A 21,251-nucleotide genomic window follows, 5' to 3' on the forward strand; every position below is an offset into this window, starting at 1 on the left:
TTGTAACAAAAAAGAACAGCTCCTAACGAGCTGTTCTTTTTTTATGTATCAATCAATTGGTAGTATTCCTTGGCATGTTGACAGCTATAACACCGCTCGCAACAGATCTTTATTTACCAGCATTACCAATTATGCCTGGAGAATTAAACACAACAGCATCAAATATTCAAATGACCATTGGTATTATGACCTTTGGCGTTGCATTAGGCCAACTATTTGGTGGTCCTATTAGTGACACAATGGGTCGTAAGTTACCACTTATTATAGGTAATTTACTATGTGTTATCTCTGGTATTATATGTGCCTATGCACCGAGCATCGAAATACTTTTACTAGGTCGATTCTTACAAGGTTTAACCGGTTCTGTAGGCGTTGTTATTTCTAAAGCTATTGCCAGAGACTTTGCATCTGGCCAAGAACTGACCAAACTATTTGCCTTACTCATGATGGTTAATGGATTAGCACCCGTACTTGCGCCGTTAGTAGGTGGCCAATTACTTTTATTCACTACATGGCGTGTAATCTTTGTAATCTTAGCAGTATTCTCTACTATTCTATTAGTAGGCTCACTTCTCTTTCGTGAAAGCTTACCAAAAGAAAAACGTGTCACAGGTGGCGTAAATGTAGCGGTAAAAAATTATATTACACTTATTAAAGATAAACGTTTTCTAGGACAAACATTAATCCAGCTCTTTGCCTTTGGCGGATTTTTTGCTTATATCTCAGGATCATCCTTTGTATACCAAAATATTTTTAATCTTTCCGCCCAAGAATTTAGCTACTTTTTTGGCATCAACAGCTGTGGCATTATTTTAGCTAGTGCCATTAGCGGCCGTGTAAGTAATATTATAACATCTAAACAATTACTTACCTTCAGTCTATGGCAACTTACAATCAGCTCCTTACTATTCTTAATAGCTATGGTTTCTGGATGGCCCCTCATTCCTGTAACAACCATCCTATTCTTTGCCGTATGTACTGTATCCTTATTTGGCTCAGCCTCCTTCTCCATGGCAATGACGAACTACGGAAAAATGGCAGGCAGTGCCTCTGCCATACTGGGCTTTGCAAGTATGTTCTCTGCAGGCATCGTATCTCCACTTGTTGGTATTGGTGGTGATCATACGGGTATCCCAATGGGGATTACAATGCTAGTATGTGCAGTGCTTTCCTTATTATGTCTATACGGTTTGGTTGAAAAAGAATAATCTATTTTACATTTGTGCAAGCCCCCACAATGGGATCTTCCCCCATACAAAGAAAAGAATACAGCCCTCTCTGTAGCGATTTTACGGAAGTAATGACGTAATGAGCCAAGAGAGGGCTGTATTTTTCTATACTAGTAATATGTAATTGTATCGGGACCCCATAAAAAATATAACTAGGCCTTTACTTATTCAAACATAGTAGCTAATAACAATTTCAAGCGATTTGCCTGATTTACCGCACTTGAACCTGGGTCATAGTCAATAGCGGCTATACGCACATCTGGATATGCTTCAGATAAAGTTTTTACCATACCTTTACCACTAACGTGATTTGGTAAACACCCAAATGGTTGCAAGCAAACCACTTGTTTTGCCCCTTTTTCAATAAGGTCAATCATATCACCTGTAAGGAACCAACCTTCACCGCATTGATTGCCAAGATCGATATAATGAGACGCTTCTTTTGCAACCTTTGTCATCCGTTGCAACGGATCAAAATGTTTAGATGCAGCAACAGCTTTTGCATATGGTAATCGATATAATTCTAATGCTTCTCGAGCCACAGAACCAAAGAAACCAGAAAGCCATGTACCATCTAAGTGTTTAGCACGATATGTACTATCCATAGCACAATATAAGAAGAAATCTAATAAACCAGAAGTTACTACTTCTCCGCCCTCTTTTTCTATAAGTTCATTAATGTGATTATTAGCACTAGGGTGGAATTTAACATAAATTTCACCTACCACACCAACACGAGGTTTAGGCTTTGATTTATCAATCGGCAAATTATCAAAATCTTCGATGATATTCTTAATATACTTACTATATTGGAATATATTAGCCTTTGTAATACGTTCTCGTAACTTCTTAACCCAATAATCGCATAATGCATCGGCAGATCCCGGATTAATTTCATAAGGACGTGTCGCTAATACACATTGCATCAATGCATCACCATATACAACGGCTTGAATCATGCGATGCAAGAAAGATTTAGTCAACTTAAAGCCTGGTTGACGTTCCATATCACTCGCATTAAGAGATAAAATTGGAACTTGTTTCATACCTGCATCAATGAGGGCTTTACGCAAATAGCCAATATAGTTAGTAGCACGGCAACCACCACCAGTTTGAGAAATGATGACTGCCGTTTTATTAACATCGTACTTACCGGATAACAAGGCACTCATCAATTGCCCTACAACGATGATAGCAGGATAACAAGCATCATTATTGATATATTTTAAACCGGTTTCTACATCATCCCGAGTTGGGGCTGGCAACATATCAAAGTCATAGCCTTCAGACTTAAGAACTGGTTCCAATAATTGGAAATGAAGTGGCGACATTTGAGGCACCAAAATCTTATAGGTCTTACGCATTTCTTCGGTAAAGACAACGCGTTCATAATCATATGCTGGTGTATCATCAACAACGGTCTCTACAGGAGCCTCTGGATTATGGTGTTTACGCATACTCCGCTCCATGACGGATTGCAAGGAACGCAAGCGAATGGTAACAGCGCCTAAGTTTGTGCCTTCATCAATTTTAAGCAATGTGTGAATCTTATGCCTTGCTGATAAAATATCTTTCACTTGATCTGCCACAATAGAATCAAGACCACAACCAAAGGAGTTCAACTCAACAATTTGGAATCCTTCTGTACGACTTACAAATTCAGCTGCATGATATAGACGACTATGATAAGACCATTGGTCTACAACACGAAGATGTTTAATATCTTTACCTAATGGTGCTACACCATCTTCGGTAAGAACCGCCATACCAAGAGAGGTAATAAGCTCAGGAATACCATGATTAATACCAGAATCTAAATGATATGGACGACCGGCCAATACGATGGTAGGCACTTGTTCTGCTACTAGACGAGACACGGTTTTCTTTGTCATTTCACGGTAATCAGCTTTACATTTTTCTTGTTCAGCCCATGCAGTATCTACTGCTTTAGAGATATCAGATTTGGAGAAAGGTAACTCTTTTAAAGCTTTCACTAAAGCAGGTACTAATGATTTCTTATCTGCAAGAGGTAAGAATGGCGCATAAAATGGTGTATTGCCCATAACATCTTGCATATTGTTTCGAATTAATTCTGGATAAGAAATTACCATAGGACAGTGATAGTTATTGTCGCGACTAAATTCCTTCGGACCATGTTGAATACATGGATACCAAATCAAATCCACTTGAGCTTTAGAAAGGTCTCGAATATGGCCATGAACAGCCTTAGCAGGATAGCATGCCGTATCGGAAGGAATCGTATCAATCGCCTTATTATATTGATCCTTCGTCGTATAATCAGATAATACAACTTCACAACCTAATTGATTAAAGAAAGTAAACCAAAACGGAAAATCTTCGTACATATTAAGGACTCGAGGAATCCCAATACGTAATTTGCCTTCAAATTCTGGAATATTTTTCTTAAGGAAATAATCAAAATAACGGCGTAATTTTACTTCTACCATATTAGGTACAGGCTTATGTTTCTCTTGAATCATATCACCTGCACCGCGATCACAACGATTGCCTGTTACATAAGTACGACCATCGGAGAATGCATTGATGGTAAGCATGCAGTTATTGGAACACAATCCACAATTACGCATGGATGTAGACACTTGCAATGATTTCAAGCCCTCACTATCAAGCAAGGTGCTATGTTGATTTTGTAACTCTTCTGCTGCTTCAGAAGCAAGTAATGCCATACCATAAGCACCCATCAAACCAGATACATCTGGTCGAATGACTTCAACTCCCATCAGTTTTTCAAAGGCACGGAGTACCGCTTCATTATAGAATGTACCACCTTGTACAACAATATGGTCACCAAGTTCTTTAGGATCTTTTACCTTAAGCACCTTATACAATGCATTTTTGATAACAGAATATGCAAGGCCAGCCGCAATATCCGGTACAGTAGCCCCTTCTTTTTGCGCCTGTTTTACCTTGGAATTCATAAATACGGTACAACGGGAACCCAAGTCAATTGGCATAGGTGCCAACAAACCTTCCTTGGCAAATTGCTCAATAGGTAAGCGCAAAGATGTGGCAAATGTATCAATAAATGAACCGCAACCTGAAGAGCAGGCTTCATTCAAAACGATATCTTCAATATATCCATCGCGCACCTTTGTACATTTCATATCTTGCCCACCAATATCTAAGATAAAGGATACATCAGGGCAGAAAAATTGAGCAGCACGATAATGAGCAATGGTTTCTACTTCACCAATATCGATGCCGAGAGCGCGTTTTAAAAATGCTTCGCCGTATCCGGTTACACCAGAATGAGCAATATAGGCACCTTTTGGCAATAATCCATAGATTTGCTCAATTAGCTCTTGCGATTTTTCTAATGGTTTACCATGATTGGGGCCATAATGAGAAAAGATAATCTCATTTTTACTGTTAATTAGAACAACCTTTAACGTAGTTGACCCTGCATCAATACCGAGGTAGCAAGGCCCCTCCGCATCTTTAATATCTGCCTTAGGTGTAACAGCCTTTGCATGACGTGCTCTAAATTCATTTAATTCATCCTCATTTCTAAATAGAGGATCAACACGATCAGTAGCTTCCATTGGAACACCAATAAGTGCACCAATTTCTTTTGTTAATTCACCAACCGTAATATCACGGCATTCATCATTCATGAGAGCTGCACCTAATGCGATAAACAACTCACCATTTTCAGGAATAATACGGTGTGCTGTATCAAGCTCTAATGTGTCACAGAAACATTGACGCAATTCAGACAAGAATGTCAATGGGCCACCAAGGAAAGCTACATTACCTTCAATTTTGTGACCACATGCTAGACCTGCAATTGTTTGATTGACAATAGCTTGAAATACAGATTTAGCAATATTTTCATGAGATGCACCTTGATTTAGTAAGGCTTGAACATCTGTCTTCGCAAATACACCACAACGTGCAGCGATAGGATATATCGTATCAGCATTCATAGCCAATGTATTAAGACCAGATGCATCGGTTTGCAATAATGTTGCCATTTGATCGATGAAAGCACCGGTACCACCGGCACAAGAACCATTCATCCGATGTTCTGCAGTACGACCTAGATAAGTAACCTTAGCATCTTCACCACCAAGCTCGATAATAACATCTGTTTGTGGATATAATGCTTTAATCGCCTTTGTTTCAGCAATTACCTCTTGAACAAAAGGTATACGCACCTTATCAGCCATCGCCATGCCGCCAGAACCTGTAATTGCTACGTGTACATTTTCATCTTCATGACCCACTTGAGCCTCTAGTAACAATGTATGAACAGTATCCAAAATATTAGCATAATGTCGGATATATTTTTTGTACAAATAATTATCTTGTTCGTCCAACAAAACGACCTTGACCGTTGTAGAGCCAACATCGATCCCCATACGTAAGGATTTTTGCATATATACCTCTCTTGAAATTGAAGAATTGGTACTCTCGCACCATTTATCTTCATACATTTAAGTAAAAGCTATGTATCATAGCTTTTAACTACACATTTAAAAATTTGAATATTAAATATATTATACAACAAACACAGATAAATTCTAGGTTTTATCATATTCCAATGTGATATATAAAACATGACTATTCCTAATAAAATATATTTAATTCTGTATATTGTGTATTTTTAATTATACCACTTTATAATACATTACGTTGTGCGTAAAGATACATACTATAATTATAAATAATAAAACAAGGACTGTAACAAAATGTGATTAAACCACGTTTATTACAGTCCCTATTTATATCTATAAAGTTCGATTTTTTTAAAATATACTACAACTTAGTATATTAACGTCTTGTTAAACAATTAGAACGCTGGGATAATGGCCCCATTATAATGTTCTTCAATAAACTTTTTAATTTCTGGGGATTGTAACGCTTTAGCTAATTTTTGAATAGCTGGTTTATTTTCATCACCAGGATTTACAGAAAGAAGATTTGCATATGGAGAATCCGCTTTTTCTACAAATAAGCCATCTTTTGTAGGGTTGAGACCTGCTGGTAATGCATAGTTAGCATTGATAACAGCTGCATCTAAATCTTGAATAGAACGAGGAATTTGAGCTGCTTCTAATTCAATAATTTGAATGTTTTTAGGGTTGCTAGTCACGTCAAATACGGTATTAGTCAAACCAGTTGGATCTTTCAAGGTTACTAAACCTGCACTTTGCAATAAAAGAAGTGCACGAGCACTGTTTGTTGGGTCAGACGGAATCGCTACCTTTGCGCCATTAGGCAAATCTTTCAAGTCTTTAATTTTTTGAGAATAAATAGCTAATGGTTCAATATGAACTGGTGCAAAACTTACAAAATTTGTACCATGCTCTTTATTATAGTTATTTTGATAAGGTACGTTTGCAAAGAAGTTTGCATCAACTTCATGACTAGATAATGCCATATTTGGTTGAATATAATCTGTAAATTCAATAATTTGTAAATCTACACCTTCTTTAGCTAAAATTGGCTTAACTTGTTCTAATATTTCTGCATGAGGCACTGGATTTGCGGCCACTTTTAATACCTCTGCTTTAGAACCGTTAGAACCTTCATTATTAGTGGATGAGCCACAACCACTAATCAGTAAAGACGCCCCTAATACGGCCGTCGCAGCTAATGCTAACCATTTTTTCATGTAATCCTCCTATCTACGATGAAAACCTGCATCTATAGACGAGGACTCATACGTATACAATATATGTAGATATTGTAATAAATTTATTTTTCTTATCTTGTATCTACATTTAATTATTTAATATTTTCGATATAGCAAGTATATCAATTTAATTCCCACTTGCATAATAGATTTTATATATCAATTAATATAACCTTAATCTATAGCAAGATAAGAGTAATTACATTTAACTAAGCCAAGTACATAAAAACGGTGCTAAGACGATTCCCCGTACTACTAGGTAATATACCTAATAGGTGAAATCAAACTTAGTACCGTTATAAATATTGCTTTATATAATAAACAATTTAATCAAAATCAAAAATCAACTTATAGAGTTGATGTTGTTTGCTCGATAGAAATAGTTACAGGTGCCGATAATTTAGCCTCTAGCCAAGCTTTTATTCGTTCCAAATCTGCATCAGATACAGTGGACGTGGTATAGATAACCACCATATAGCGACGCGCTTTAGGCTGTTCTAGATTATCTATCAAAGGCATACCTTCCACTTTACTTACAAACGGGAATAACGCCTTTGCTTCAGCTTCTGTCGTTTTCATAGTGTTTATAGTTTCACTTACTAATTGATAAGTCGGCTGGTACAGATTACTCAAGTTTTTATATTTTTCAAGATTCTCTGAAGACTTATTCAAGTTTGTCTTGTCCATAGTAGATTTGTTCTCATCTACGCTATTAACAAACCGCAATGTATAAGGCTGCAAGTACTCATCTTTCTGTAACTTGTCATGCAACTGGGATTGTTCCTCTGAAGTCACAGGAGCTCCTATAACTACTATACCTACTAGCTTATTCGCTCGATCCAATGAATAATCAATCACTTGTCGACGTCCATCTTGATTAATATCGTTCTTAATAAACTGCTCTATATGATTTGACTCAGAATACTTGATAGTCATATCATAGCCTGCATAAATACTTGGTATAGCCATAATAAGACCAATCACAAGAAATATTAGCTGGTTACGACGATTAATCTCTTCTGCTTGCTTATAGGATGGTAAACTATATACACCCTTTAAAACAATAAAAGATGCAAAAAAAATGAAAAATGCATTTATAAAGAATAGATAGCCAGCACCAAAGAAATAGTTCCAATTTCCATTAGCAAGTCCATATCCTGCCGTACATAGTGGTGGCATAAGTGCAGTCGCAATCGCAACCCCTGGTATAACATTATCTAAGGTCTTACGCGTTTGCCCAATAATCCCTGCTAACCCACCAAATATAGCAATGAATACATCAAAAATACTCGGTTCTGTACGCGCTAATAGTTCAGATGTAGCCGTCTGAACGGGAGAAATATAAAAATATAAAGTAGATGCCAAAACAGCAATTGTAATCTGTAAGGACAATCTTAAAATAGCACTTTTCACAACTGTAAAATTAAGCGTAGCGAAGCCAAAACCAGTTGCCAGAATAGGTCCCATCAACGGCGATATAAGCATAGCACCAATAATAACTGCCGTACTATTCATATTTAACCCAATAGAGGCAATAAACATAGAGAGGATTAGGATAACCAACGCAGGCCCCTTAATCTTAGCCCCACCTATCAACCTTTTAGCAATAGTTGCATCATCAGCTCGCTCAAAATGTATATCAAAGTATTTATTTATTTCCATTCTTCTTCCTTATAATTTCATCAAATCTGCAAAGGTACCTACGTTTACAAACATGTACTGTGTGGTTTTTAACATTTGAACCATTAAGATAGCCCCCGTGCCTTCCCCCATCGACATGTGTGCTTGGATAGGTACCATATCTTGTGTAATCCCCACCTCAGACAAAGCAAGCTCCGTACCTTTTTCGCGGGAATGATGAGATGGCAATGCATAGTCCTTAACGCGATCATTCATGTGTACTGCACAAGCCGCTGCTACAGCTGTAATAAAACCATCAATAACAAAAGGCTTTTTAAAATTAACACAAGCTATCATAGCTCCAAGAATAGCAGCTATATCAAATCCCCCTACATGGGCTACAATGTTACGAACTCGGTCATGCTCACTTTCAGTAATAATACTAGCCTTATGATTATCTAATACAGCACGGACAAAATCAATTTTACGCTTCATCAAATCAGGTTTATCAGGCCAAGAACCTGGCCCTACAGTTTCAGTTGGATCGGCACCAGTTAAAGCTGATAACACACAAGCAGAGGTTGTCGTATTGCCTAGTCCCATTTCACCAAAGGAAAATAGATTTATCCCTTGCTCTACATAATGTTTGACTCGTTCATAGCCCGCTTTAAAGGCATTATTAAACTCATCCGCAGTCATAGCAGAGTGATTTAATATATTCTTTGTTCCCTTCACTACTTTACGATCTACGCCAATAGCATCATTCGAAGCAATACCTACATCGACGACCTCATAAGGAATGTTGTTAAAGTTACAAAATTGCGTCGCCGACGAGCGGCCTAGTAACATATTGCGCGACTGCTTTTGGGTTACCTCATAGTTATAGCCTACATAGCCTTCCATGTTACAACCATTATCGGCAGAAAATATGATATGCTGTGGTCGAATTTCACCATCTATACGCCCCCAAGCGGTACAAATTTTACGGAAATAGACTTCCCATAAACCAAGACCACCTGGTATAAGGCACTTAGCTTGGAGAAATTTATTCAGTTCTCTATCGAATGAAGTTAGTTCATTTTCTTTCATTTTATATATTATTACCTTGACGATATAAATCTAAGAAATTTTTCAATACCCTACCGGTTAAGCCCCAGATCGTATATTGCTTATAGGGATAAAAATATACGGAATAATTTTGACGAATTTTCCAATCAATCTGATATCCTTCCAGAAGGTTAAACGGAAAATCTCGCAATGGCTTTGTGCCAATATCTAAATGCCCCACAGTAGGCTCCATTTTAAGCAAATGCGATAATGGTACTGTAAAGATTTCTCCTACCTCAGCATTATTAGGATCAAACTCTGATGTATGCAATCGAACTACTACGGCATGTAGTTTAACGCCAATGGCCGACACTAAACAATCTAAAGGACCTAATAACTCAATCTGTTCAATAGCTATACCAAGCTCTTCCGAGCACTCTCTAATAGCCGCATCAGCACCAGTCTTATCGGTACTTTCAAAGTGTCCACCGGGAAAACTAATTTCGCCAGGTTGTCTCCGTAGTTGGTGGCTACGCACAGTGAATACAATATGATCTTTACCATCAACTTCTAATAAGGGTACTGCTACAGCAGCAGTAATAACATCAATATCTGTAGTTACTTGTGATTCACGGTTAATCAAAAATTCAGTTAATTGTCTATCCATAGCAATCCTCCTTATCTTAATTATACCAACTATTGTTTTCATCAAAATAGTATAAATCGCACAAATCATTAAATTTGACGAATAAGCGCAAAAATAGGTTGCCCCATATCTAAGAGGCAACCTATTCATATATAGTATGCGATTATTAAGTACAACCTAAGCGCCTTGGAATTGAGGCAAATCATCATGAGAGTCAGGATCGTCTAATGTGCCTTTTAAATCATTATCTACCATAGCGCAAACGGATGCATCAGACCAAACATTTTCAGCTGTTTCAATCATATCGATAATCGTGTAGATTGGCAAGATAATACCAAGCAAACCGATTGGTGCACCGATAGAACTCATCAAGGATAATGTTAGGAAATAACATCCCATTGGAACACCTGCATTACCAATAGCTGCTAACACAGCAATGAAAAGCCATGCAACCATAGTGCCAGCAGTCAATTCAATGCCTGCATTTTGCATTACAAACAAGGATGTAACAAGAATAAAAGCTGCACAACCATTCATGTTAATTGTTGTACAAATTGGTAATACAAAACGGGCAACAGAAGGATGTGCTTTCAAGTTATCTTCTGCAGATGCCAATGTTACAGGCAATGTAGCGGCAGAAGATTTAGTGAACAACGCAACGGCTACAGCTGGGGACATTTTACGGAATACATCTAGAGGATTTAAGCCACGGAACAACAAGAACAATGGAATAACTATAAAGAATTGAATCAAGTTACCACCGATTACAACAGCAGTATATTTACCTAAAGCACCAACGATTACGCCCGCTTCAATTTGAGCAGATAATTGACCTGCAAAGGCAAGGATACCGATTGGTAAAATATAAAGTAATCCTCTAATCAATGTAAATAATAACTCTTGTAAACCGAATAACACTTTTAATACTGCTTCGCGGCCTTCTGTACGAGGCATGAAAGCAAAGGCTAAACCAACAGAAGCAGAGATGAACATAACGGACAATACGTTACCTTCCAAATATGGCTTCAAAATATTATTAGGAATAACAGATAAGAAGTGATCGTAATATGTCACATGACCAAGTTTTTCAGGTACTTGCGCTGCACCAGCACCGATTACATCAAGAGGTAAGTTACCTGGAGCAATCCAAAGGAACAAGCCAAGACCAACAGCTGCTGCGCAAATTGTTGTTAACAAAGTATAAGTTACGGCATGACCAAAAATTCGACCGGTATCTTTCTTAGCCCCCAACATAGACAATGTAGTAATAACTGCTAGTGATACAGTAGGTATTGCAATGAATTGGAATAGATGTGTAAATACTGCCGCAATAAAATTAAATAAGTCATTAAGAATTGGAATATGTTGCCACCCTAAAATGGCACCAATGATGAGCGCCCCCATCCATAAAATAAATTGACGTAATTTACCTTGCCCACGGCTTTTTAAGGTAATCTCTTGTGCTAGAGCATCAACATTTTTGTTATTTTGTTCCGCCATAAAAAACACCTCTCTTAAAAGTAACCATAACTAGAGACTAAAAAAGATAATCCCAGCCCTAGCGGCTGGGATTATTGATATGACCTAGTCTCTTATTAATTCCCATTATACAAATATGTTTTAAATGTGTCAAACTTAAATACCTAAAACATTTTCTTATATAACACTTCTATATCGTTACGGTTCACTTCAGCTACTGTATTAGCAATATTCCCTGCAGCTACTACGTATACATTGTCCACAAGCCAAGGAATGTCTTTTTTAGTAAATCCTAATTCTGTAAGGTTTGTGGTAAGGTCTAATTCATGTACCATAAGGCGTAATGCTTCACCGAGTTCAGAACCATCACCATGATTGAATATTCTTGCCAATGCATTAAATTTTTCAGGGTTAGCGCTCCATGTGTATTCCACTACAACAGGTTCAATAACTGCAAGGCCAACACCATGGGTGATATCTTTAAGACCACTAGCAGGATGTTCCATACCATGGCCTAGTGTGACACCTGCTGTATTGATAACCATACCCCCAATTGTACTCGCTAGTGTTATAGATTCCCACGCTTTTATTACTTGTTGTTCGTTGAGTATCTCTGGTTTACCATCGGCAATAGCTTTCACATGTTTATATAAAGGCACAAGATATTGCGCTAATAATGTCACCGCATAGTGAGCTAGTGCATCGGTGAAAGGTTGCGCCGTTTTAGATGTATACGCCTCGATATTATGACATAGCGCATCAAAGCCTACAGACGCCAACACATGAGGCGGCATTGTGCCCATTACAGCGGGATCTACGATAGACACCTTAGGCACAATCGCATTACAACGCAAAGATTTCTTATCTCCCGTTTCAGGGTTCGTAAGGACACCAAAACCATTACCTTCAGAGCCTGTGCCACAGGTAGTAGGAATTACAATAAGAGGTAACGCATTATCGCTTGTTTTACGATTGAATATATAGTCATTAATATCCCCTTCGTTAACAGCCATGAAGGCAATGCCCTTTGCACAGTCCATAATGGACCCACCACCAATGGCAATAACCATATCACAACTTTCAGATTTAGCTATAATAGCACCGTCTAAGGCAGTAGTAGTCAACGGGTTAGCATCAACTTGATCAAATAGCACATGATTAATATGAGCTGCATCAAGTTTTGCCACTACACGATCATATAAACCAGATTTTTTAGCACTAGTTCGGCCTGTTACAATAAGAGCTTTCTTGCCATACGATTTTACAAAATCTGCAACATGATCTACTTTATTCCAACCAAATTGGATATTTACGGGTAAAAAATACGAGAATTCCATATAAGCGACCTCTTTTCTTTACATTATTATATCTTTATCGTAATGTACCTCAATACGTTCGTCAATACGTTACATTATCAAAAGAAAAACAGCAGTGCCCCTCTATAACACTGCTGTTTATTGGTTTAAATTGAATCTAATACATGCATAGCAAATGCCTTAGCTGCATTGCAATCATCCTCATTTGGATGTGCTGCTGCTTGTTTATGACGTGCATCACGGTCAGCCGATTGCCCATGACTATGCCCCTTCGGAAACAGTTTATACATCATTTCTATAACCTTAGGGTCCACCTTACCTTGGCAAATGAAAGTATCTACCGGCACTACGCCTTCTGGCAAGCAAGCGGCTGCATTAACAAGACTTTGCTTAGCATGCTCCATTTGTGGAGGCACACCAGCCGTTGCAAACAACGCAATGTGCGGATTATGCAATGTACCCAGTATATCGCGTGCCTCTTTATTAGCTGTACCCTTATCAACCCAAAATCCAGCAAACACCAGATCATAGGCTACTATATCTGAGGGTAGTTCAGACATTGATACACATGGTGTACCCTCCGGCAATGCACAGGTAATGGCCTCTGCCACTTGTTTTGTATTTCCCGTAAGGGACGAATATATAACGATAGATTTCATATCTGACCTCCTATTGTAACGCTATATTTATTATAAATTATAAATTATCTATCTATAATAAAATTAGTCACAATCATATCAATAAATTCGATCTAACTATATTTATAAATTCAAAAAAGTCAATATTGAATATATAGATTTTTTTCGCTATAATCATTACATAATGTATTTAATAAATAAGAAAACTACCATATATTGTAGTTTTCTTATTTTTCTGATTAGAACTAGTTTAAAGGGATATATCTGATTTACACTAGTTCTATAGATGATTTAACATAAATTCACGATGTAAGGGGAGCCATAATGGAGATTATGATCAAGAAACGGGATGGCCATTTTGAACCGCTATCCGTAGAGAAAACAAAACGAATGATTGCCTTCGCATGTTTGGGGTTAGATTCTTGTGATCCACTAGAATTAGAAATGGATGCGAAACTACAATTCGTTGATGGCATGACGACTAAAGAAATTCAAAAAACGTTAGTCCAAACAGCTATCGAAAAAGTTATCTCTAAAAAAGACGATGGATTTGGTAATCAAGTCAATAAAATGAACCAAGATTGGCAATTCGTAGCAGCCCGCCTCTTCTTGTTCGATCTCTATAAAGAAGCTGCTATTATGCGTCGATACAAAGCATTTGGATATGGAAACTTCCCAAATCTTGTACATATGCTTGTGGAACAAAAAAAATACGCTGACTTCTTCGTTACAGAATATACAGCTGATGAATTACAAGAATTAGGCGATTACATTAAGCCTAAACGTGATTACCTTTTCAACTATGAAGGTCTTAAGTTATTAGCGGATCGTTACTTGGTAAAAGGCTTCAACAAAGAAATATTTGAATTACCTCAAGAACGTTTCATGGCCATTGCAATGCACTTGGCATTAGTAGAAGGAGATCACAAAGTAGAATATGCTAAGAAATTCTATGATTTGATGAGTCAATTAAAAATGACAACGGCTACACCCACATTAGCTAATGCAGGAACACCATTCCATCAACTGTCTTCTTGCTTTATCTCTGGTGTTGATGACAATCTATGGTCCATCTACGATGTAAACAGCAAATTCTCTCGCGTATCTAAGCATGGTGGTGCTCTTGGCATCTATCTTGGTAAAGTTCGCGCATTAAACTCCGATATTCGTGGTTTCAAAAACTCCTCTGGTGGCGTTATCCCTTGGATTCGTTTGTACAACGATACAGCGGTCGCAGTAGACCAATTAGGTAAACGCAAGGGCGGGGCTACAGTAACACTCGATATTTGGCACAAGGACTTCTACGAATTCGTAGAGCTTCGTACAAATAATGGTGATGATCGTCGTAAAGCTCATGATATCTTCCCGGCTATCTCCATTCCGAATATCTTTATGGAACGTTTGTTAGCTCGTGAAAACTTCACGCTCTTTGACCCTCATGAAGTCTTAACTGTGAAGGGCTATGCCTTAGAGGACTACTACGATACAGATGACAACAAAGAATTTACAAAACGTTATCTCGAATGCGAACAAGATTCTAACTTACACGGTATCGAAGTGCCAGCACTAGACATGATGAAAAAAATCATGCGCTCTGCTGTTGAAACTGGTACTCCATTCATCTTCTTCCGTGACACTGTAAATTCTGCTAACCCTAATAAACATGCAGGCATGATCTACGCATCCAACTTATGCCATGAAATCGCACAAAACGTTGGCTTCACTAACTTAGCTGAAGAAATTATCAACGAAGATGGTACTATCACTACGAAAACCAATACAGGCGACATGGTTACATGTAACTTGAATTCCATCAGCCTGGGCCGTATTACTGACGAAGAATTGGAAGAAAACATTGCTCTTCAAATTCGTATGCTAGACAATGTTATTTCTATCAACCAGGCACCTGTACCAGAATCTCGTATGACTTCTGATAAATACCGTGCTATTGGTCTTGGTACTTCAGGTTACCACCATTACCTTGTAAACCATAATATCCAATGGGAATCTAACGAACACATTGAAGCAGCTGATAAATTGTTTGAAAATATCGCCTACTATTCCATTAAAGCATCTATGGAATTAGCAAAAGAAAAAGGCGCATACCCTGCTTTTAAAGGTTCTGAATGGGAAACAGGCGAATATTTCACCCGTCGTGGCTATACATCTGAACGTTGGCAACAACTCGCTTCTGACGTTGCAAAATACGGCATCCGCAATGGGTACTTGATGGCCGTAGCGCCTACTGGTTCGACTTCTAATATTGCAAACACAACAGCTGGTATTGACCCTATCTTCAAAAAATTCTTTATCGAAGAGAAAAAAGGTTCTTTCACCCCAAAAACAGCACCAGATTTGAGCGATAAAACATTCTGGCTTTACAAAGAGGCGCATACCATTGACCAACAATGGTCGATTAAGGCTTGTGGTGTTCGCCAACGTCATATTGACCAAGCACAATCTTTCAACTTGTACATCACGCCTCAAATGAAAGCGAAAGAAATTCTCGACCTCTACGTTGAGGCGTACAAACAAGGGATTAAAACAATCTACTACATCCGTAACCAATCCCTTGAAATGGATGAGTGCACTAGCTGTTCATCATAGTAACAGAATAATTTTCAGCTGGCTCCACCTAGTTTAACGGTCGTTTCTAACGACCTACCCAAAGTCACCAGCTGAAAATCACTCCGTTTTACCGACCACCACTAGTACAAAATAGTCATCAAATAGTTAATATATTATTACTTCACAGATAATATAAAGGAGTCCACTATGGATAAAAAACTGATTTTCAACGAACATGGTGAACGTGGCACGCAATCTATGATTGGCGGCAATACCACAAACCTTCGCGAATGGAACCGTATCAAGTACGACTGGGCCAACCAAATGTACCGTACAATGCTCAACAACTTCTGGATTCCTGAAGAGATTTCCTTGAACGAAGACGTTAAACAATTCCCATACTTAACAGATTACGAACGCCGTGCATTTGACAAAATCATTGCGTTCTTGAACTTCCTTGATTCCATTCAATCTGAAAACTTGCCTAACTTGAGCCGTTATATTACAGCATCTGAAGTGGCATCTTTATTGAATATTCAAGCATTCCAAGAAGAAATTCACGCTCAAAGTTATTCCTACATTTTGGACACTGTAACTAACCCTATTACACGTGACAAAATTTATGACGAATGGCGTACAGATAAAACATTGCTTGAACGTAACCGTTTCATCGCCGATGCATACCAACGGTTCAGCGATGACCCTAGCGAAGCAAACCTTATTCATACAATCATTGCAAACTATATCTTAGAAGGTATTTACTTCTACTCTGGCTTTAGCTTCTTCTACACATTGGCTCGCCAAGGCAAGATGACAGCTACATCCACTATCTTCAAATACATCAACCGTGATGAAGTAACTCACCTTGTATTGTTCCAAAACATCATCCGCGAGTTACGCCGTGAACGCCCTGATTTGTTCACACCAGAACTAGAAGCGAAAATCACTGATATGATTCGCCAAGGTGCAGAAAACGAAATCGCTTGGGGCCAATATATCACTGATGATAAAATCCTCGGCCTTAACAACGTTCTTATTGAACGCTACATCAAATACCTTGCAAATATCCGCTTAGAAGCAATCGGCTTGCCTCATCTATATCCTGAAATCAAGGAAAACCCTATGGAATGGATTGAAAGCTTCTCCAATTTGAATAGTACAAAAACTGACTTCTTCGAAGCAAAAGTTACGAACTATACAAAAGCAGCGGCATTTGATTTTGATGATTTAGAATAAAAGAAACTCCTACCCAAAAGTTCCACCGGCTATTTCTGTCCTTCCAGGACAGGCCAAAGTCACTTTTGGATAGGAGTTTCTTTTTTGCAGTAAAAAGTTTTAGTAGAACAAAACCTTCTTTCTTTTTATTTATCATATTTTTTAATATATAGTTATGTAATTTTTACACGGTATAAATGCTTTATTTCTATGTCATTCAAATACAATATTTTTTATTCATAAAAAATATTAATGTAAAACTATGTTATAATAAATGTAGAAACAGTAATTATATAGCTATATATTAATTCTTAAGTAAGGAGTTTATATAATGACACAAGCACAACAAGCAGCTACGGCAGCGACAAGTTCTACCGCAGCCAAAACAATATCAAAACAGCAAGGCACAGGATGGATTATCTGCCGTGTATGTGGATATATTGAAGATGCTAAATACAAGGATCAGCCTTGTCCAGCATGTGGTTTTCCGCCAACGGTTTGGATGGAATATAAACCACGTCGCCTTAGCCCAAAACGGGAAAAAATGTTAAATCTTCATTTACATCCGATTTGCGTACATTTCCCAATCGTTGGAACAACAGGTTCTTTCTTCGTACCTATTATTGCATTATTGATCCCTTCTATTGCACCAACATTATTCCATGTTGTTACATTAGTAACTATGATATTACCGGTTCTCGTTATTCTCGGTGGTATTTCAGGATATATTGGTAGTAAATTACGTTTCAAAACAGCAAGCGCTAAATATCCTAAACAAAAAATTTACCTAACAATCATTTACTTCATCATTTCCTGCATTCAATCCTATATAGCCTTGGCCCATGGTGTAAACACAGAAAATGCATGGATTATGATTATTCTAGGTATTATCGGGTCTATCTTTGCCGCTAAGCTCGGCAAAATGGGTTCTTACTTATTTGCAGGACGATTTAGTCCCTATACAGCAGGATAATAAAAGAAAGGAGTGCTTTCACAGCAAATCTGTGAAAACACTCCTTTTTATAGTCCCCAACGCCACCCTCATCAAAATAGTTGACACATGGTAATACATTATAAAAAATAACCATACATTTATACGCAATAAGGGCCTACACAATACATACCTTCAATGCCCCCTACATGTAATGGAATATCATCTTTTTACGAATTAAGCAATCGTGGCTTTGTATCCACCCTATCTTGATTACCAACTTATGATTAATACTCTATTAAATCAACCGTCCAATTAGTTGACTGTAATAAATTATCTAAGATACGAATCTCCTTGGATATTACATCTGCTGTTTTTTGTAATTCACTTACATTCACAGTTGCTATCATTTTAATTTCCGAACCACGAGCACGGTAATTGATAGCACTTGCACTATCTGCTAAAGTACGATATGCAGATAGACGCATAATTGCACCTTCTTTTTCCGCTATAATTTGTGTTAAAGAACGCCCTTCAACAATAGTTGCACAGTTAGTAAGATTAATATCTTTAATCAGTTGTTGAAGTCTAGCAATTGCCGCTTCTAGTTCTTGCATCAACACAGTAGGGTTTTCATTAGGTGTTTCCCCTTCTTGTACCAAACTATTTTGATTCAAACGACCTTGCAAATCGCTAATTTTCTTATTTAAATCAGCTCTTTCTTGTAATGCTTCTGCAAGTTTCATGGTTGTACCTCCCGCGAATATCAATCAATACATACCTTTATCTTGATTATATTTCTAATAACACTAAACTGCAATATTATAACTGTTTCCGCATCATCACATGTGGACAACCTTCATCAAGGTACTCATCCCCTTCAGCCACATAACCAAGGGACTCGTAGAATGGTTTAGCTTGAACTTGTGCTGATAAGGAACAAGTTTTAAATCCATCACGGCGAATACCATTTTCTGCAGCGTACATAATTTTCGAGCCCAAATTCTGACCACGATATAATTTGCGTACCGCCATACGTCCAATATGAGCATCCCCTTCTATATCGCTGGGAAAAAATCTACAGGTACCAACAGCTTTTCCATCTATAGATAAAAGCACGAATTTTGCGATTTCATCAATTTCATCAAATTCATTTTCAAAGCCCTGTTCTTTCATGAACACATCTGTACGAATTTGTTTAATATCATCGTTAATTGTATTTAGGATTTGAATAATCATATTGCCTCCCGCAGTTACTCATATATCGCTATTAGTGTAATATCATATTTGTTATACTATTCCTAAGAGAGTCATAATGAAAACGCCTAACGTATTGAGGTGGCTAGACCTCTAACACGTTAGGCGCATCATTTTTACCAAAATTTTAGATGAGCCTAACGCTACCGACACGTTGATTGGCTCTCTTTATAAGTTTATTATACTACAATTTACTCACGAATAGCAAAATCATTTTTATACGAAACACCTTATTATATCTGCTTTTCTAACAGCTCAGTAAACACATTATTTTTTCAAACTTCCATGAAATTTATTTTTAGGTATTGCATAATTTTATCATTTGGGTTTATACTATACACATCAAATTTAGAAAGGAGCAACAATAAGATGTCTAACCAAATTAGCACTGTAGCAAAACAATACTTTTATTGGTTCTTTATCCAACGTACGGGTAAGGAACTATTTGAGCTACGCTAATTTGGAAATCATCAATCGTTGCTTAGAATAGTAAAAGGACTACCCGTATTAAACTACGGGTAGTCCTTTTTGTTTGCTATCCCGTATGGTTGGCCCCACTATTCACATTGTTATTTGAGGAGGACTTATTATGATTATCACATTAAAAACAACAGCTACAGAAGCAGAGGTAACAAAATTACGCAACGAATTAGAAGCGAAAGGACTTGTTATCCATCCAGTAGAAGGGGCCCACTATAATATCTTAGGTCTTATCGGCGACACTGCATCTCTTGATGCTCGTCAAATTGAATCTCTTGATTTTGTAGATAAAGTAACAAGAATTCAAGAACCATTTAAAAAAGCAAATCGTAAATTCCATCCAGAAGATTCCGTTATCAACGTAGGTGGTACACTTATCGGTGGTGGTCACTTTGCTGTAATGGCTGGACCTTGCTCTGTTGAAACACCAGAACAAGTACTTGCCTCTTGTCAAGCATGTAAAGATGCTGGTGCAACGATTCTTCGTGGTGGTGCGTTCAAGCCTCGTACCTCTCCATACTCCTTCCAAGGCATGGGGCCTGAAGGCTTAAAGCTATTAGAGTTAGCAAAAAAAGAAACCGGTCTTCCTATCGTATCTGAAGTTATGGATATTTCCCAATTACAATACTTCGACAATGTAGATATGCTTCAAATCGGTGCTCGTAATATGCAAAACTTCACACTATTAAAAGAAGTTGGTAAATTGAACAAACCAGTATTGTTAAAACGCGGTTTGTCTGCTACATACGAAGAATGGTTGATGGCTGCTGAATACATCATGTCTGAAGGCAATGAACAAATCGTATTATGCGAACGTGGTATTCGTACATTCGAACCTAAAACTCGTAATACATTAGACGTAACGGCAATCCCTATGATGCATGAATTATCTCATTTACCAATCATTATGGACCCTAGCCATGCAGCAGGTATGAGCCGTATGGTTCGTCCACTTTCACTAGCATCTGTAGGTGGCGGTGCAGACGGTCTTATGATTGAGGTTCACAATGATCCATCCAAAGCATTATGTGATGGCCCACAAGCATTACGTCCAGATCAATTCACTAGCCTTATGAAAGAAGTTCTCGCATTACGCCAAGCATTGGTAGAATGCACTAAATAGTTATAAATATCACACAAATAAG

At 37.7% G+C, this 21,251-nt stretch carries 15 protein-coding genes; 5 read left to right on the top strand and 10 right to left on the bottom strand.

Features of this window, described 5'->3' with window-relative positions; all coding sequences use genetic code 11:
• Positions 1-47 precede the first annotated feature (47 nt).
• Positions 48-1,208 carry a multidrug effflux MFS transporter gene (locus tag Q0E20_RS04060; RefSeq protein WP_366509632.1) on the top strand — a complete coding sequence of 387 codons (1,161 nt, stop codon included), beginning with the start codon at positions 48-50 and terminating at the stop codon, positions 1,206-1,208.
• A gap of 185 nt (positions 1,209-1,393) precedes the next feature.
• Here the strand turns inward: Q0E20_RS04060 and Q0E20_RS04065 are convergent, their stop codons facing one another.
• The 8 genes from Q0E20_RS04065 to Q0E20_RS04100 all read right to left on the bottom strand — a co-directional run bounded on the left by Q0E20_RS04065 (position 1,394) and on the right by Q0E20_RS04100 (position 13,676).
• The gene (locus tag Q0E20_RS04065; RefSeq protein ID WP_295996697.1) at positions 1,394-5,650 is read right to left on the bottom strand and encodes a 2-hydroxyacyl-CoA dehydratase; all 4,257 of its coding nucleotides are present in this window, start codon (positions 5,648-5,650) and stop codon (positions 1,394-1,396) included.
• A 413-nt stretch (positions 5,651-6,063) separates the two neighbouring features.
• The gene (locus Q0E20_RS04070; protein WP_295996698.1) at positions 6,064-6,888 is read right to left on the bottom strand and encodes a MetQ/NlpA family ABC transporter substrate-binding protein; all 825 of its coding nucleotides are present in this window, start codon (positions 6,886-6,888) and stop codon (positions 6,064-6,066) included.
• 369 nt (positions 6,889-7,257) lie between these two features.
• Positions 7,258-8,571: a DUF389 domain-containing protein gene (locus Q0E20_RS04075; protein WP_295996701.1), complete on the bottom strand. Its 1,314-nt coding sequence runs from the start codon at positions 8,569-8,571 to the stop codon at positions 7,258-7,260.
• 9 nt (positions 8,572-8,580) lie between these two features.
• On the bottom strand, positions 8,581-9,618 hold the full coding sequence (locus Q0E20_RS04080; protein ID WP_295996703.1) for a nicotinate-nucleotide--dimethylbenzimidazole phosphoribosyltransferase: 1,038 nt from the start codon (positions 9,616-9,618) through the stop codon (positions 8,581-8,583).
• 1 nt (position 9,619) lies between these two features.
• On the bottom strand, positions 9,620-10,243 hold the full coding sequence (locus Q0E20_RS04085) for a CoA pyrophosphatase (protein WP_295996706.1): 624 nt from the start codon (positions 10,241-10,243) through the stop codon (positions 9,620-9,622).
• 156 nt (positions 10,244-10,399) lie between these two features.
• The gene (locus tag Q0E20_RS04090) at positions 10,400-11,722 is read right to left on the bottom strand and encodes a dicarboxylate/amino acid:cation symporter (protein ID WP_295996711.1); all 1,323 of its coding nucleotides are present in this window, start codon (positions 11,720-11,722) and stop codon (positions 10,400-10,402) included.
• Between the two features lie 143 nt (positions 11,723-11,865).
• Positions 11,866-13,038, bottom strand: a complete 1,173-nt coding sequence (locus Q0E20_RS04095; RefSeq protein WP_295996713.1) for an iron-containing alcohol dehydrogenase — start codon at positions 13,036-13,038, stop codon at positions 11,866-11,868.
• Between the two features lie 125 nt (positions 13,039-13,163).
• A complete protein-coding gene (locus tag Q0E20_RS04100; RefSeq protein WP_295996716.1) occupies positions 13,164-13,676 on the bottom strand; it encodes a flavodoxin family protein in 513 nt (170 codons plus the stop codon).
• 303 nt (positions 13,677-13,979) lie between these two features.
• On the opposite strand from Q0E20_RS04100, the gene Q0E20_RS04105 reads away from it, so the two are divergent.
• The 3 genes from Q0E20_RS04105 to Q0E20_RS04115 all read left to right on the top strand — a co-directional run bounded on the left by Q0E20_RS04105 (position 13,980) and on the right by Q0E20_RS04115 (position 18,411).
• Complete coding sequence (locus Q0E20_RS04105; protein WP_295996718.1) at positions 13,980-16,262, top strand: ribonucleoside-diphosphate reductase subunit alpha; 2,283 nt, start codon at positions 13,980-13,982, stop codon at positions 16,260-16,262.
• Positions 16,263-16,430: 168 nt separating this feature from the next.
• The gene (locus tag Q0E20_RS04110) at positions 16,431-17,459 is read left to right on the top strand and encodes a ribonucleotide-diphosphate reductase subunit beta (protein ID WP_038123980.1); all 1,029 of its coding nucleotides are present in this window, start codon (positions 16,431-16,433) and stop codon (positions 17,457-17,459) included.
• Positions 17,460-17,769: 310 nt separating this feature from the next.
• Entirely contained in the window at positions 17,770-18,411 is a 642-nt protein-coding gene (locus tag Q0E20_RS04115; protein ID WP_295996721.1) for a hypothetical protein, read from the top strand.
• Between the two features lie 245 nt (positions 18,412-18,656).
• Here the strand turns inward: Q0E20_RS04115 and Q0E20_RS04120 are convergent, their stop codons facing one another.
• Entirely contained in the window at positions 18,657-19,115 is a 459-nt protein-coding gene (locus Q0E20_RS04120) for a DIP1984 family protein (protein ID WP_295996724.1), read from the bottom strand.
• 76 nt (positions 19,116-19,191) lie between these two features.
• On the bottom strand, positions 19,192-19,608 hold the full coding sequence (locus Q0E20_RS04125; RefSeq protein WP_295996726.1) for a GNAT family N-acetyltransferase: 417 nt from the start codon (positions 19,606-19,608) through the stop codon (positions 19,192-19,194).
• Between the two features lie 607 nt (positions 19,609-20,215).
• On the opposite strand from Q0E20_RS04125, the gene aroF reads away from it, so the two are divergent.
• Positions 20,216-21,229 (top strand): 3-deoxy-7-phosphoheptulonate synthase, encoded by a 1,014-nt coding sequence (gene aroF, locus Q0E20_RS04130; RefSeq protein ID WP_295996729.1) that lies wholly within the window; start codon positions 20,216-20,218, stop codon positions 21,227-21,229.
• The last annotated feature ends 22 nt before the right edge of the window (positions 21,230-21,251 follow it).

Origin of the sequence: uncultured Veillonella sp. (assembly GCF_934230905.1) — a bacterium.
In the GTDB taxonomy this organism is placed as follows: domain Bacteria; phylum Bacillota; class Negativicutes; order Veillonellales; family Veillonellaceae; genus Veillonella.